Source organism: Wenyingzhuangia sp. 2_MG-2023 (genome assembly GCF_030548295.1).
In the GTDB taxonomy this organism is placed as follows: domain Bacteria; phylum Bacteroidota; class Bacteroidia; order Flavobacteriales; family Flavobacteriaceae; genus Wenyingzhuangia.
This window is the reverse complement of the sequence record NZ_JAUOSB010000007.1, coordinates 1-15,151: the sequence shown is the minus strand read 5'-3', so window position 1 is coordinate 15,151 and position 15,151 is coordinate 1. Positions and strand designations below refer to the sequence as shown.

Annotated in this window: 12 protein-coding genes and 2 tRNA genes; 8 read left to right on the top strand and 6 right to left on the bottom strand. The window is 33.0% G+C overall.

Going from position 1 to position 15,151, the window contains the following annotated elements; genetic code table 11:
• Positions 1-17 precede the first annotated feature (17 nt).
• A tRNA-Met gene (locus Q4548_RS09420) sits at positions 18-90 on the top strand.
• 202 nt (positions 91-292) lie between these two features.
• Here Q4548_RS09420 and Q4548_RS09415 read toward each other — a convergent pair.
• The 3 genes from Q4548_RS09415 to Q4548_RS09405 are packed head-to-tail and all read right to left on the bottom strand — an operon-like array spanning position 293 to position 4,526.
• A complete protein-coding gene (locus Q4548_RS09415) occupies positions 293-2,971 on the bottom strand; it encodes a carboxypeptidase-like regulatory domain-containing protein (protein WP_303454131.1) in 2,679 nt (892 codons plus the stop codon).
• A 49-nt stretch (positions 2,972-3,020) separates the two neighbouring features.
• A complete protein-coding gene (locus Q4548_RS09410) occupies positions 3,021-3,986 on the bottom strand; it encodes a MauE/DoxX family redox-associated membrane protein (protein ID WP_303454129.1) in 966 nt (321 codons plus the stop codon).
• 3 nt (positions 3,987-3,989) lie between these two features.
• Positions 3,990-4,526, bottom strand: coding sequence for a DUF1599 domain-containing protein (locus Q4548_RS09405; RefSeq protein ID WP_303454127.1), 537 nt, complete (start codon positions 4,524-4,526; stop codon positions 3,990-3,992).
• 149 nt (positions 4,527-4,675) lie between these two features.
• Here Q4548_RS09405 and folP point away from each other — a divergent pair, with 149 nt between their 5' ends.
• The 3 genes from folP to Q4548_RS09390 all read left to right on the top strand — a co-directional run bounded on the left by folP (position 4,676) and on the right by Q4548_RS09390 (position 6,397).
• Positions 4,676-5,452, top strand: a complete 777-nt coding sequence (gene folP, locus Q4548_RS09400; protein ID WP_303454442.1) for a dihydropteroate synthase — start codon at positions 4,676-4,678, stop codon at positions 5,450-5,452.
• Positions 5,453-5,606: 154 nt separating this feature from the next.
• The gene (locus Q4548_RS09395) at positions 5,607-6,188 is read left to right on the top strand and encodes a DUF2975 domain-containing protein (RefSeq protein WP_303454125.1); all 582 of its coding nucleotides are present in this window, start codon (positions 5,607-5,609) and stop codon (positions 6,186-6,188) included.
• A gap of 2 nt (positions 6,189-6,190) precedes the next feature.
• The gene (locus tag Q4548_RS09390) at positions 6,191-6,397 is read left to right on the top strand and encodes a helix-turn-helix transcriptional regulator (RefSeq protein ID WP_303454124.1); all 207 of its coding nucleotides are present in this window, start codon (positions 6,191-6,193) and stop codon (positions 6,395-6,397) included.
• A 47-nt stretch (positions 6,398-6,444) separates the two neighbouring features.
• Here the strand turns inward: Q4548_RS09390 and Q4548_RS09385 are convergent, their stop codons facing one another.
• Positions 6,445-8,496 carry a M13 family metallopeptidase gene (locus Q4548_RS09385; protein ID WP_303454121.1) on the bottom strand — a complete coding sequence of 684 codons (2,052 nt, stop codon included), beginning with the start codon at positions 8,494-8,496 and terminating at the stop codon, positions 6,445-6,447.
• A gap of 225 nt (positions 8,497-8,721) precedes the next feature.
• On the opposite strand from Q4548_RS09385, the gene Q4548_RS09380 reads away from it, so the two are divergent.
• The 3 genes from Q4548_RS09380 (at position 8,722) to murA (ending at position 13,205) form a co-directional block, all read left to right on the top strand.
• Entirely contained in the window at positions 8,722-11,061 is a 2,340-nt protein-coding gene (locus tag Q4548_RS09380; RefSeq protein WP_303454120.1) for an ATP-dependent helicase, read from the top strand.
• A 137-nt stretch (positions 11,062-11,198) separates the two neighbouring features.
• Positions 11,199-11,888, top strand: a complete 690-nt coding sequence (locus tag Q4548_RS09375) for a DUF4290 domain-containing protein (RefSeq protein WP_303454119.1) — start codon at positions 11,199-11,201, stop codon at positions 11,886-11,888.
• 9 nt (positions 11,889-11,897) lie between these two features.
• Complete coding sequence (gene murA, locus Q4548_RS09370; RefSeq protein WP_303454118.1) at positions 11,898-13,205, top strand: UDP-N-acetylglucosamine 1-carboxyvinyltransferase; 1,308 nt, start codon at positions 11,898-11,900, stop codon at positions 13,203-13,205.
• Positions 13,206-13,330: 125 nt separating this feature from the next.
• Here the strand turns inward: murA and aroC are convergent, their stop codons facing one another.
• The gene (gene aroC, locus Q4548_RS09365) at positions 13,331-14,392 is read right to left on the bottom strand and encodes a chorismate synthase (protein ID WP_303454116.1); all 1,062 of its coding nucleotides are present in this window, start codon (positions 14,390-14,392) and stop codon (positions 13,331-13,333) included.
• 390 nt (positions 14,393-14,782) lie between these two features.
• On the opposite strand from aroC, the gene Q4548_RS09360 reads away from it, so the two are divergent.
• A tRNA-Ser gene (locus tag Q4548_RS09360) sits at positions 14,783-14,870 on the top strand.
• 153 nt (positions 14,871-15,023) lie between these two features.
• Here the strand turns inward: Q4548_RS09360 and Q4548_RS09355 are convergent.
• Positions 15,024-15,149 carry a transposase gene (locus Q4548_RS09355; RefSeq protein ID WP_303454440.1) on the bottom strand — a complete coding sequence of 42 codons (126 nt, stop codon included), beginning with the start codon at positions 15,147-15,149 and terminating at the stop codon, positions 15,024-15,026.
• Positions 15,150-15,151 lie beyond the last annotated feature (2 nt).

Here is a 15,151-nt window from a genome sequence, read left to right as displayed (position 1 = left end):
ATCTTTGCAATCCAAATCGCGGGATAGAGCAGTAGGTAGCTCGTCGGGCTCATAACCCGAAGGTCACTGGTTCGAGTCCAGTTCCCGCTACTAAAAAAACACTTCAATTTTGAAGTGTTTTTTTTTGATTCAAACTTTTGTGTAATTGTAAATGATAAATTCTGGTTAACAGAACTGAGAATTAGTTTAGCATTGCTTGTTAATAGAAAAGCAGATACATGTGGTTGTTATGCCTAAGAACTAAAAACCACCAGAAATGGTGGTTTTTAAAATTTGGGAATAGACTATAATATTAGGTGTTTTTAAAGATGTATTTAAAACTTAGCATTACGTATTGTTTTAAAACATCGTATGTGTAGGTAGAATTTCTACTCTCTGTCAATCTTCGGGTGGTGTTGTTGTATTGGTTTAGAATATTGAAAACGGTTAGTTTTAGTTTTGCTTTTTCTGGAACCAAACTGTAGTTAGCTGTAACGTTCCAAACCAAAGATTGTTTTCCATAACCTTCTTGAAATTTAGGGTTTAAATTGTACTGCATTTGATTGAATAATGTGAATCTTTTAGGAGCAAATGTGGTAATGTCTAACCCAAAAGTATGCTGTATGTTAGACTGATCTTGTATAACATCGGTATCGTATTTGGTTTCGTCTAAAAGTAATCTATAACTAGGAGAAATTTCTAAAATATCATTGTAGTTCAATTCAGAATAGAAAGAAGGAGAAAAGGTAACGAAATCACTTTTAAACAGCACGTCATTTATGTAATGTGTGTTTTCTCCCATACTAGCATACCATTTTAGTTTGAAATTGTAAAACAACGGCGATTTTTTATAATCTTTAGAAATACTTCCATTCAGATTGTATTTGTTATTGTCGCTATTATTAATGTAGGTTCTAGTGGTAACCAAATCTTCGTCTACGCTTGTTTTGTCAATAATTTTGTCAGTAACATTGGTATAGCTAAATCTATTAAAGAAATAAATTTTACTCTTTTGGTTAAATGTTCGAAAATTGATACTTAACAAATGTTCTAGCTCTCTTTTTAAATCGGGGTTCCCCATATTAATTTTTAGCGGGTTTGAATTGTCAGTAATAGTTATCAATTCGTTGTTTCTAGGAATGATGCTCTTTGTTCTATAACTAGCATTGATTGCGGTACCTCTTTTGATGGCATAGCGAAATTTTGTAGAAAACAGAAAATCATCAAAGCTTTTTTTCAAACCAAGATCTCTATTCAGTTCATTGTTTTCAAGATTTGTTTTTAAATTGCTAGCCTTTATATTGTAAAAAATAGATTTACTTCTGTAGTCGTAAGAAATTTTATGTTCTTTTTTGGTTACGTCTATTAGTTGGTTAAAAGTCAAACCATCATTTAGAGTAAGTGTGTTTGCATCAGTATCATAATCATAAACTTCTTTACTTTCTTCTTTGTCTTCTGTTTTGTAAGAGTACTCGTAAGAAATCGTATTTCTTTTTAAAAATCGTTGGTTGTATCTAATTGTATTCCCGATGTTAGTGTCAAATCTTTTTTGTGACAATTGTTGATTTCTAAATACATCTCTAGGGTTGTTTCCAAAAATATTGGTTGTAGATATGTTGTTAGAATTTGCATTAAAGCTATAGTTAGAAGTTGCAATTTGATAACTAATAAATGAGTTTAGTTTTTCAAATTTATAAACGGCATTGATGCTAGATTTTATGTTTTGAGTGGTTTGACTTTGGTTGTAAGAACTGTTAATTTGATTGACTAGTTCACCTTCTTCGTCTTTGGTTTCTTTGTCACTTTTTCTGTCAAAATCACGGTCTTTGTAAAATATATTTGCATTGGTGATCAATCTAAAGTTTTTGAAAACATTGTTGGTTAATTTTAGCTCACCATTGTGCGTGTTTTGTTGTGTTATATCGTCGGAATTCTCTATGCTGTAGTTGATTGAGTTGGGAATCAACCCTTTTTGATCTATTCTAGTACCCTTGTCGTATTCTGTATTAGAAAACATGTAGTTAAAGTTTACCTTATCTCCACCGTCTAATTTGTCAGAATAGTTAAGTCCTACATTGTTTTCTGTTTTAATAGCTTTAGACTTGTCTAAGTTGCTATCTGAGTCATCATCATAACTAAAATTGTTTTTGTTTACGTTGTTGCTAAAAGCAAGCAGTGTAAATAAAGATTTTTCTTGCATTCTGTTTACAACAGCGTTGGCTTCGTATCTATTATTGCTTCCGTAACCACCCGTGGCATTTCCAAAAATATTTCCATTGTCTTTTTTCTTTAGAATAATATTGATGGTTTTTGCTTCCTCTTCACTTTCGGTTCCTGTAAACTCTTCTTCGTCACTTTTGGAATTGGTGATTTCTATTTTTTCAATAATATCTTTTGAAATAATTTTCATAGCAACTTTAGGATTGTTGCTGAAAAACGGTTCTCCGTTCACTAAAATACGAGTAACATCAATTCCGTTTACTTGTATGGTTCCATCATCATTGTCTATAGAGACTCCAGGTAGTTTTTTTAGCAAATCTTCTGCAACAGCATCTTCTTTGGTTGTAAAAGATCCAGCGTTGAATTGCATGGTATCATTTTTCATTAAAATAGGAGGCTTGGCAGTAATCACAATTTCGTCCAAACTTTCGGTAGATTCGTGTAGAATTATCTCGCCTATATCTAAATGAGAATTGTTTAATGGAATGGCTTTTTTGTAGGTAGTAAATCCAATGTAAGTAATTACTAAAGAAATTTCGGTTTGATCTTTTAAATCGGTTTCTATTTGAAATTTACCGTTTTCATCTGAAAATCCATAACCCAACAAACGATGGTTTTTAGTTTCTTCTATTTGTATAGTAGCAAAATCAATAGGTGTTTTGGTTGCTTCATCAATAATAGTTCCTTTAACTTCAATTTGTTGCGCATAACTAAGGATGCTCCCAAGAAACAGTAGACCTGTTATCAGGATTTTTCTAGTTTTTAGTGTCATGGTTAGTTTTTGATATAGACTATGACTCCAAAAAAGAGTGAAAGTTTAATCAAAGGCCATTTTTATTGATTTTTTTCCAATTATATTTAGAAATAACTTGTGATTTGTTAAGGGTTAGAATTCCAGGATTGGCTCTACACATTGTTTTTATTGTTGTGGCATCGCAAAATAGAATTTCAAAAGGTAAGTTATTGTTTGCAATGGTTTCATTCATCAAACTAGAACTGCTGCTAGAAACTCCATAAACTAAATATCCTTTTTCTTTAGCTTGTTTTGCATGTGTTACAATGGCTTGCCAAGCTCCTTTTTCTGAATGCTCTAATTCATTGGCTACAATCAACATTACTTTGGGTGCGTTTAAAATAATTTCTGTCAAATCATCACCGTTGTCAGATTCTAAATAAAAATCATGAACAGGAGGCAATTCACCATCGTCTTTGTATTCCATTCCTTCTCGTATGTTTTTTCCAACAGCATACGGTCTAAAATCAATCAAAGGCAAATACGTCAACGCATCGTAAACCACGTATAAAGAGGCAAATAAAGATAAGAATAAAACCCATTTGTTTGCTGTTTTAGAAACAATAGGTTGAATGTGTTTTTGTTGGAATAGCATGAAAGCTATTAAGAAAATGAAGATTACATTTTTGTAAAAAGTTTCCCATGGACTCAATGTTACAGCATCTCCAAAGCAACCACAATCCGTTACTTTGTCATAAAAAGCAGAATACCAGGTTAGGAATAGAAACAAGGTGGTAATTCCAAACAAACTCCAAAGTGTAGTTTTAGTTTTAAACCCTAATAGTAGAGAAATTCCCAAAAGTAATTCAACCAGAATCAATAAAATGGCAAAAGGCAACGCGTAGGGAATTAAAAATTCTAAATTTAGAACATCGGCACCAAAATATTCTTCAAATTTATATGCAGATCCAAGTGGATCTACCAATTTTACAAAACCCGAAAAAATAAACAAAGCTCCTGTAAAAATTCTAAACAATTGAGTGATGTATTTCATGGCTTATAAAGTTAGGTGAATCAAAGCAAAAACAGCATAATTGATCATGTCTTGGTAATTGGCATCAATTCCTTCGGAAACCAATGTTTTTCCCTGATTGTTTTCTATTTGTTTTACGCGTAATAATTTTTGTAGAATTAAATCTGTTAAAGAACTCACACGCATATCTCTCCAAGCTTCTCCATAATCATGATTTTTATTCATCATCAATTCTTTGGTGATTTTGATGTGTTTTTCATACAGTTCAACTGCTTCTTTAGTTTCCATATCGGGCTGATCTGCAATTCCTTTTTCTATCTGAATCAATGCCATGACACAGTAGTTGATAATACCTATAAATTCAGAAACTTCTCCTTCATCAACTTTTCTAATTTCATTTTCTTGTAATTGTCTAATGCGTTGAGCTTTGATAAAAATTTGATCTGTTAAACTAGGCAATCTCAAAATTCGCCATGCACTACCATAATCACTCATTTTTTTGGTAAATAAACTTTGAGAGGTCACTATTATTTTATCGTATTCTTTATCTGTGTTAGACATTGCGGGTGTATTTTTTTGAGTATTTTCGATATCGAAAACGAATTTAATAAACAATTACCAAACGCTTAACTAAAGACAAAAGTATTTTGAAAATCAACCCTACAATTCAGTGCAAAGGAAAATTAGTCGATTTGTCAACACCAAAAGTGATGGGGATTTTAAACATTACTCCAGATTCTTTTTTTGATGGAGGAATGTATAAAGATGAGAAAACTATTTTACATCAAGTAGAAAAAATGTTGAGTGATGGTGCTACTTTTATTGATGTTGGTGCATATTCTTCTAGACCAGGAGCCAAACATATTTCTGTTGATGAAGAAATCAATCGTGTTGTTCCTGTGGTTCAATTGTTAATACAACATTTTCCAGAGATTTTCATTTCTATAGATACGTTTCGTAGTCAAGTAGCCAGAAAGTGTATTGAGGCAGGGGCTTGTATGATAAACGATATTTCTGGTGGAGATTTGGATGCTGAAATGTTTACAACAGTTGCAAATTTGCAAGTACCTTATATAATAATGCACATGCAAGGGAACCCACAAAATATGCAAGAAGCACCAGTTTATAAAAATGTAGTTACAGAAGTGTTTTATGAATTGTCTAAAAAAGTTGAAAAATTAAATACTTTACATGTGCATGATGTGATTTTAGACGTAGGTTTTGGTTTTGGGAAAACTTTAGAGCATAATTATGAGTTGCTCAAAAACTTAGATTATTTTCAAGAAATGGAATTGCCTCTGTTGACAGGAATCTCAAGAAAATCTATGCTGTACAAGCCCTTAAATATTTCTCCACAAGAAGCTTTGAATGCTACTACAGTTGCCAATACTATTGCTTTGCAAAAAGGAACTCAAATTTTACGTGTTCACGATGTAAAAGAAGCTGTAGAAGCAGTTAAACTTTTTAGGTTGATAGAGAATGTGTAAATTCTCGACTGCGCTCGAACACCTTGGTCATCGAGCGGAGTCGAGATGTTTTTTTTGTTGATAATAAATCTGTTTTTATTGAAAAACGATAAAAATTTATTGTTTTGTTGTTTTTCATTAGTATGTTTGTGGTGCTGATAAAAACTAAATTGTTATGAAAAAAAACACACTTCTTAAAGTAGCTATCGTTATTTGTAAAATTATTCGCGTATCGTATATTGTCATTTTTTTAATATTTACAGGAGTATTTGTGCATCTACAAATGAATCCATCTTCTTATGAAAAAGTGAAGTTTAATATTGAAACGGTGGATGATGGAACTTTCTTACAATATAAATATTCGGATTATATAAAAGAAAAAGAAGGTTCTAGTCAGTCTCAAGAATTAACATTAGATAAAATGAAAATTAGTTCTTTGTATTTTAATTTTATAAAGACTTCGTTGTTATTTTGGTTTACTTTTTTATGTGTTAAAGAGTTTCAAGCAATTATAGAATCTGTTAAAGCAGTAAAAACTTTTCAAGAAAACAATGTGTTATCGTTTAGAAAAATAGGAAAATATTTATTGTTTATTTCTGTAATCACGATGTTTACTTATTATACTTTTAAAAATGGAGCAAGAATTTCATGTTCAGTTTCGTATAAGATTTTAGTTTTATCCTTAATCTCATATATTATGGCTGAGGTTTTTAAAGAAGGAAATAATTTAGAGGAAGGAAATAAACTAACTGTATAATCATGGCAATTATTGTAAACTTAGATGTGATGATGGCAAAGAGAAAAATGTCTTTGTCTGAGCTTGCAGAAAAAGTAGGAATAACTCTAGCAAACTTGTCTATTTTAAAAAATAACAAAGCCAAAGCCATTCGTTTTTCTACTCTAGATGCAGTTTGTGAAGCTTTAGATTGTCAACCAGCAGACATTTTAGAGTATAGAAAAGAATAAAACTATTTTAAATTTAAAATAGCCTTATTCTTTTTGTTTTTAAAATATTACCAAATCTTAACTCTTTTCTCCATCGGTAAATACATGCTGTCTTTTTCTGTAATATTAAATGCTTGGTAAAAAGCATCAATATTTAGTAAAGGCTGTGTAGCTCTATACATTCCAGGAGAATGTGGATCGGTTTTTACTCTAGTTTTTAAAGCATCGTCTCTCATTTTGGTTCTCCAAACATTAGACCAACTCATAAAAAAACGTTGATTTTGAGTATATCCATCAATATCTGCAATTGTTCCGTTTTTTGCAAGATGAATCTGTAAAGCATCAAAAGCAGCATTTACACCACCTAAATCTCCAATGTTTTCTCCTAAAGTGAATTTTCCGTTGATGAATGTTTCTGGTAAAACTTCAATGCTACTATATTGTGCAGCCAATTCTTCACCCAATACATTAAATTGCTCTAAGTCTTTTTCTGTCCACCAGTTCACTAAATTTCCGTCAGCATCATAATCAGCTCCACTGTCATCAAACCCATGAGAAATTTCATGACCAATCACAGCTCCAATTCCACCAAAATTGATAGCAGGATCCGCCTTAAAATCAAAGAAAGGTTTTTGCAAAATAGCGGCAGGGAATACAATTTCATTGTATGATGGATTGTAATATGCGTTTACAGTTTGTGGAGACATGTGCCATTCGGTTTTGTCAACAGGCTTGCTTAATTTTGCTATTTTTTCTTTAAAATTCCATTTGCTAATATTCTGAATATTTGTGTAGTAATCTCCTTCTTGTTCGGGGGATTTAATGTCTATAGCACTATAATCTTTCCATTCGTTAGGATATCCGATTTTAACGGTTACTTTTTCTAATTTTTCTTTTGCTTTTATTTTGGTTTGATTATCCATCCAAGTCAAAGCATCAATTCTAATTTTATAAGCTTCTATAAGTGTTGCTACCATATCTTCCATGATTTCTTTTGCCTGTGGAGGAAAATATTCTTTCACATATAATTTCCCTAAAGCTTCACCAATGCTATTGCTTACAACGTTCACAGCAATTTTTTCTTTAGGTTCTTGTTTTACAGCACCTCTAAGTGTTTTGCTATAAAAATTCCAATGTTCTGTTTCTATAGCTTCTGATAATTTAGAAGCAGCATTGTTTAAAATTGTCCATTGTGAATATGCTGTCCAGCTATCAACTTTGTTTTTGTTTAGAATTGTGTTTAAATCTTTAAAATAAGCTACATCTGATACTACCACAGAATCTAGTTGTTGAATTCCAATATTTTTAAAATGTTGTTCCCATTGTATAGCTGGAGATAATTTTTGAAGATCAGCAACACTCATTGGGTTGTATCTTTTTTTAGGGTCTCTACGAGCTACTTTATCCAATCTTGCAGCTGCCATTTCCGTTTCTAACGTTACTATATTTGTAGCCATTTTTTTAGCTTCATTTTCTTTAATCTCTAAAAACTGAAGCATTTTAACAATATGAGTCTCGTATTTTGCTTTTTTCTCTTTAGAATCTTTTTCTTCAGAAATGTAATAATCTCTATCAGGGAGTCCAATTTGCCCAGGCCCTACATACAGTACATTTTTATTACTGTCTTTGGCATCCGCACCAACGCTAACATAAAAAAAGTTAGCTTGACCTTTTGTTTGAGTTTCAGCAATATAATTTTGTAAACTGCTTAAATCTTTAATGTCATTGGTTTTTTTAATATTTTCTACAATAGGAAGCATTCCATATTTGTTTCTAGATGCTGTGTCCACAATTGTTTTGTATAAATTAATGGCTTTGGCTTCATCAGATTCTGGGTCTAAAGCGTTTGATTCAATAGTTTTATCAATTAAACTCAATACATTTTTATCTGTCAATTCTCTTAATTCATTAAACCCTCCCCACGTGGTTTTGTCATCAGGAATTTGAACACTGTCTATCCATTTACCATTTACAAATTGAAAAAAATCGTGTTTAGGACTTACCGTAGTATCTACGTAAGATAAGTTGATATTAGCGTATTGGTCTTTTGTAGCTTGTTTGTTTTGACAAGAAATAGCCAAAAGACTTGCTGCTAGAGCAGTCATTTTTATTTGATTCATATTTAAGAGGTGGTTTTTTTTCAAATATAACAATAGAGTAACTTTTATAAACTGAGATATCGTAGTTTCTATGTTTTTTGATGAAACCTCTATGCTTTTGAAAGAATATAAGTTTAAATGCACTCTAAGTACACGTTTAAAAGATCAAATTAGAAAACAAAAAAGATGCACTCATCATTCCCTAAATAATTCTTAATTTTAGCCTACTTAAAAAAAACAAGTCAAGTGTCAGATTATTTAGAAGGATTGAACCCGCCACAACGTGCAGCCGTTGAGCAAATGGAAGGGCCTATGATTATTATTGCCGGTGCAGGATCTGGAAAAACAAGAGTATTAACGTATAGAATTGCCCATTTGTTAAAAAATGGTGTAGATTCTTTTCAGATATTGTCATTAACTTTTACCAACAAGGCCGCTCGAGAAATGAAAGAGCGTATTGGAGATGTTGTAGGGAAAAGCGAAGCTAAAAATTTGTGGATGGGAACATTCCACTCCGTGTTTGCTAGAATTTTACGTTCCGAAGCAGACAAGTTAGGCTATCCTTCTAGTTTTACCATTTACGATTCCCAAGATACTCTTCGTTTGATGAATTCCATCATCAAAGAAATGGGACTAAGTAAAGAGCAATATAAAACCAAGGCAATTTTAGGTAGAATTTCTCAGTTTAAAAATAACTTAATCACTGTAAAAGCATATAGAAACAATCCTGAATTGATTGAAGCAGATACCATGGCCATGAGACCACAAATGGGAGCTATTTACAAAGCTTATGTAGATAGATGTTTTAAGGCTGGTGCTATGGATTTTGATGATTTGTTGCTTAGAACAAATGAATTGTTGGTTCGTTTTCCAGATGTGTTGTCTAAATATCAAGACAAGTTTCGTTATGTGATGGTAGATGAGTACCAAGATACCAACCATTCACAATATTTAATTGTACGAGCGTTGGCAGATCGTTTTCAGAATATATGTGTGGTGGGAGATGATTCACAATCCATTTATGCATTCCGTGGAGCCAATATCAATAATATTCTGAATTTTCAGAAAGATTATCCAGATGTAAAAACATTCAAATTGGAGCAGAATTATCGTTCTACAAACAATATTGTAGAAGCTGCTAATAGTTTGATAGAAAAAAACAAAACACGTTTAGACAAAACTATTTTTACCGCTAACGAAGCTGGTGGTAAAATAAAAATAATGCGTACACTTTCTGATGGAGAAGAAGGACGATGGGTGGCCAATTCTATTTTTGAAAATGCCATGAATCTTCAAATGACCTATGATGATTTTGCTATTTTGTACCGTACCAATGCACAATCTCGTGCTATGGAAGATGCCTTGCGAAAAAAAGGAATCAAATACAAGATTTTTGGAGGATTGTCTTTTTACCAACGTAAAGAAATAAAAGATTTACTGGCTTATTTAAGATTGTTGATCAATCCCAATGATGAAGAAGCTTTAAAGAGAGTCATCAATTATCCAGCAAGAGGTATTGGAGACACAACTATGGATAAGTTGACTGTTGCAGCCAATCATTACGGAAAATCTATTTTTGGAATCATTCAAGATTTAGATCAAACGGATATCAAAATTCAGGGAGCAACCAAAACCAAACTGAACAATTTTGCCATGCTGATAGAAAGTTTACAAATTTCTTCTCAAGCAAACAATGCTTTTGAAGTAGCAGACGAAGTGGTAAAAAGAGCAGGGTTAATCAAAGATTTACAAGCTGATGGGACTCCAGAAGCAGTGAGTAGAGTTGAGAATGTTCAAGAATTGTTAAACGGAATTAAAGATTTTATTGAAGAACGAAAAGAAGAGGATTTAGATGCAAGTTTGACTGCTTTTTTAGAAGATGTTGCTTTGGCTACGTCTCAAGATACTAAGGAAGATGATGAGCCTATGGTTTCTCTAATGACCATTCACTTGGCCAAAGGTTTGGAATTTCCATACGTATATATTGTGGGAATGGAAGAAACGTTATTTCCTTCTGCCATGAGCATCAATACTCGTAGTGAGCTTGAAGAAGAAAGACGTTTGTTTTATGTGGCATTGACAAGAGCCGAAAAGCAATGTTATTTAAGTTTTGCCCACACACGTTATCGTTGGGGGAAATTGGTAGATTGTGAATCTAGTCGCTTTTTAGAAGAAATAGACGAGCGTTATTTAGAACATTTGGCACCACAGCGAAATAAAGTAGTAGCCAATAGGTTTGTTGACAAAGGATTGTTTGATGAAGATGACATTCCTAGAGATAAAATTCGTTTTCGTAAGCCTGTTTCACGTTCTATCAGAAACAAAGAGCAGCCAACAGCAAAGAGCACACCATTTAAGCAACCTCAGAATTTAAGAAAATTGACTCCCAAGTTGGCAGAACAAACCAGTTCTACTACATCTCAAGATTTTAAAATAGGAAACAAAGTGAGTCATGCCAAATTTGGGCAAGGAGAAGTTGTTGCTATTGAAGGAAATGGAGTGAATGTAAAAGTTGAAGTGAATTTTGAAACGGAAGGAAAGAAAAAAATCTTACCTAAATTTGCCAAACTGAACATCTTAGAATAAAACTTTGCAAAACTAACAGGGAATATATTTTTCAATTAAAAGAATTAATTGTTTATTGCGTTACTGATTGATGGTGAGCTATTTTCGGCTGAAAATATCAAAAACCAACAAATAATACTTATTTTATAAAACAAACTATGGGTTTTGATTTAGAATACAATTCTGAAAGAAGCACTTTGATAATTCCTGAATATGGAAGACATGTACACAAATTAGTGGATCATTGTGTGGCTTTGGAAGATGATGAAGAGAGAGAAAAAATGGCACACGCTATTATAGATGTGATGGGGAATTTACAGCCTCATTTGAGGGATGTACCTGATTTTAAGCACAAGCTTTGGGATCAGTTATTTATCATCTCTAAATTTCAATTAAAGGTAGAGTCTCCTTACGAGAAATTAACACCTGAAGAAGTAAATGCCAAACCAGAACGTTTGGAATATCCGAAAGCAGCGAGTAAATATCGTTTTTATGGACACAACATTCAAACCATGATTGATGTTGCCTTGAGTTGGGAAGAAGGAGAGTTGAGAGAAGCGTTGATTTTGAATATTGCCAATCACATGAAAAAATGTTACCTAAACTGGAACAAAGACAATGTAGATGATGAGGTAATTTACAATCACTTAAACGAGCTTTCTAAAGGTAAAATAGACTTGAGAGGTTCTGAAGAGGAGCTGGCACAGAGTACAACCTTGTTGCGTAAGAGCAATTCAGGAAGAATGAATTCTCAACAAACTAAAAACAATTCTAATTCCAACGGAAGAAATAACAACCGCAAGCATAACAACAATCACACAAACAACAATCATAAGAATCGCAAATAATTAGAAGTTATGGCAACGTTTAAAGTAGAAGGTGGACACGAATTAAAAGGAGAAATTACACCACAAGGAGCTAAAAATGAAGTGTTACAAATTTTGTGTGCAGTATTATTAACTCCAGAAAAAGTAACAATTTCTAACATTCCTAACATTATTGACGTAAACAAGTTGATCTCTATCTTAGGAGATATGGGAGTCAAAGTGAATCAGTTAGATGCTCATACGTATACTTTTCAAGCAGACGAGATAAATATTGATTATTTAAGCTCAGAAGCATTTAAAGAAGATGGAAAAAAATTACGTGGCTCTATCATGATTGTTGGTCCATTGTTGGCTCGTTTTGGTAAAGGATACATTCCTAAGCCAGGAGGAGATAAAATTGGTCGTAGAAGATTGGATACACATTTTGAAGGCTTCATTAATTTAGGTGCTAAATTTAGATACAATAAAGAAGAGCATTTTTACGGTGTAGAGTGTGACAGATTGCAAGGAGCTGATATGTTGTTGGATGAAGCTTCTGTAACGGGAACGGCAAACATTGTAATGGCGGCTGTTTTGGCAGAAGGAGTTACTACTGTTTACAATGCTGCTTGTGAACCTTACCTACAACAGTTGTGCAAAATGTTGAACCGAATGGGAGCTAAAATTAGCGGAGTAGGTTCTAATTTATTGACGATAGAAGGTGTAGATAGTTTGGGTGGAACAGAACACAGAGTCTTACCAGATATGATTGAAATTGGATCGTGGATAGGAATGGCAGCAATGACAAGATCTGAATTGACCATTAAAGATGTTTCTTGGAAAGATTTAGGACAGATTCCTCGTGTCTTTAGAAAATTAGGAATACAGCTGGAAAAAAGAGGAGATGATATTTTTATTCCAAAACAAGATTCTTACGAAATTGAAAATTACATAGATGGTTCATTGTTAACTGTAGCAGATGCTCCTTGGCCAGGATTTACACCAGATTTGTTGAGTATTGTATTGGTGATTGCTACACAAGCAAAAGGAACGGTATTGATTCATCAAAAAATGTTTGAAAGTCGTTTGTTCTTCGTAGATAAATTGATAGATATGGGAGCCAAAGTAATTTTGTGTGATCCACACAGAGCTACTGTGGTAGGAATGGATCATGAGCACAGTTTAAAAGCAACAACAATGACATCGCCAGACATTCGTGCAGGAGTTTCCTTATTGATAGCTGCATTGTCTGCCAAAGGAATCAGTACTATTCATAATGTTGAACAAATAGATAGAGGATATCAAAATATAGTAGAAAGATTACAAGCGGTTGGTGCTAAAATTGAGAGGATAGACTAGGTTTTCCTTTTGAAGTTGTTTGCTATTTGATGCAAGAACTGACAGAATCTAAATTAAAAAGCGTGATTTTATATTTATAAAATCACGCTTTTTAATTTAGAGTAAATGGCTAAAAGCCAAATATTTTATATATTTCTTGCTTTATCTAACATGATATTGTCTAAAATAACCATTGCAGCCAAAGCTTCTACAATAGGAATCGCTCTAGGTACTACACAAGGATCATGACGACCTTTCCCCATCATGGTAACCATATTTCCATCTTTATCAATGGTTTCTTGTTCTTGGATCAGAGTTGCTACAGGCTTGAAAGCTACTTTAAAATAGATATCCATTCCGTTGCTAATTCCTCCTTGGATTCCTCCAGAATAATTGGTTTTGGTAGAGCCATCAGTATTAAATAAGTCGTTGTGTTGACTTCCTGTCATGGTAGCTCCTTCAAAACCGCTTCCAAATTCAAAACCTTTTACAGCATTGATAGATAACATAGCTTTTCCTAATTGAGCGTGTAGTTTGTCAAAAATAGGCTCTCCTAATCCTACAGGAACATTCTGAATCACACAAGTAACAACACCACCAACAGTATCACCTTGTTTTTTAATTTCACCAATATAATCAATCATTTCCTCAGCTTTTTTTGCATCAGGACAACGAGCGATGTTGCTTTCTATTTTAGAGAAATCCAATTCTTGGTAAGGAGTATCCAAATGAATATTTCCTACAGAAGATGTAAAAGCATGTATTTTAATATCTGGAATAGCTTGTTTTGCAACAGCACCTCCCACTACCCAATTGGCAGTTTCTCTTGCAGAAGTTCTTCCTCCTCCAGTATAATCTCTATGCCCGTACTTTTTTGTGTACGTATAATCTGCATGAGAAGGACGATATTGGTCTTTTATATGAGAATAATCTTTTGATTTTTGGTTGGTATTCACAATTCTAAAACCAATAGAGACACCTGTTGTTTTCCCTTCAAAAATACCCGCCATAAATTCAACTGTATCAGGTTCTTTACGTTGGGTAACAATTTTTGATTGCCCGGGTTTTCTTCTGTCTAATTCATTCTGAATTGCTTCAAAATCCAATTCAACCCCAGCCGGACATCCGTCTATAACACCACCAATAGCTGGTCCGTGAGACTCACCAAATGTGGTGATAGTAAACAGCTTTCCAAATTTATTTGCCATAAAAAATAAGTTTGTGCGAATTTACGGAATTTTACAACATTCTTGTTTGAATCTAGTAACAATTTAGATAAGACAGAGTTCTGCAAGTAGGGTGGCTACAGTTATCTATGAAAAGCAATTTATAAAAACGCTCTCTTTCTTAATGGAATAGTTACTAACTATCGAAACTTGTTGTTTAAAAAAAGGACAAGAATTAATATCAAATTCCTTTTGAATTATGATTTTGAGTACTAAAGCAACTACGTTATAGATGAGGTGTCTTTTTTGAACTTGTAATTTATTTAAATTTAGTATGTTATATTTTTAGTTAAAAAAATTAATAAAAAGTTGGTGAAATAACAAGAAGTATTATATATTTGCACTCGCAAACGAGAAATCGTGAGACGCTCGGGAGAAATGGCAGAGTGGTCGAATGCGGCAGTCTTGAAAACTGTTGACTGTAACAGGTCCGGGGGTTCGAATCCCTCTTTCTCCGCCAAGAGTTTGAAAAACTCAATCAAAACGCTGTAAAACTTATGTTTTACAGCGTTTTTTGTTTGTTACAAGTAGAGTTTATTAATTAAAATTGACCACCAATCTCAAAATTTTGTATTGGAATTAGATAATTAGGGATCAAGACAAATTGTTGTGTTTACGCAAAAATATTGGTTAATCTAAAAAGGAAGAATTCTAGATTTCTAACGCCTCTAAATTGCGCTCTAAAAGCTTTAATTTTAGCATTGAAAGATTCAGCCGCAGCATTGGTACTTCTATTTATAA

Coding starts and splice junctions, on each gene's coding strand:
- murA (WP_303454118.1), top strand. CDS start 11,898: ATGGCAACGTTTAAAGTAGAAGGTGGACACGAATTAAAAGGAGAAATT.
- aroC (WP_303454116.1), bottom strand. CDS start 14,392: ATGGCAAATAAATTTGGAAAGCTGTTTACTATCACCACATTTGGTGAG.
- Q4548_RS09375 (WP_303454119.1), top strand. CDS start 11,199: ATGGGTTTTGATTTAGAATACAATTCTGAAAGAAGCACTTTGATAATT.
- folP (WP_303454442.1), top strand. CDS start 4,676: ATGGGGATTTTAAACATTACTCCAGATTCTTTTTTTGATGGAGGAATG.
- Q4548_RS09410 (WP_303454129.1), bottom strand. CDS start 3,986: ATGAAATACATCACTCAATTGTTTAGAATTTTTACAGGAGCTTTGTTT.
- Q4548_RS09395 (WP_303454125.1), top strand. CDS start 5,607: ATGAAAAAAAACACACTTCTTAAAGTAGCTATCGTTATTTGTAAAATT.
- Q4548_RS09385 (WP_303454121.1), bottom strand. CDS start 8,496: ATGAATCAAATAAAAATGACTGCTCTAGCAGCAAGTCTTTTGGCTATT.
- Q4548_RS09405 (WP_303454127.1), bottom strand. CDS start 4,526: ATGTCTAACACAGATAAAGAATACGATAAAATAATAGTGACCTCTCAA.
- Q4548_RS09390 (WP_303454124.1), top strand. CDS start 6,191: ATGGCAATTATTGTAAACTTAGATGTGATGATGGCAAAGAGAAAAATG.
- Q4548_RS09415 (WP_303454131.1), bottom strand. CDS start 2,971: ATGACACTAAAAACTAGAAAAATCCTGATAACAGGTCTACTGTTTCTT.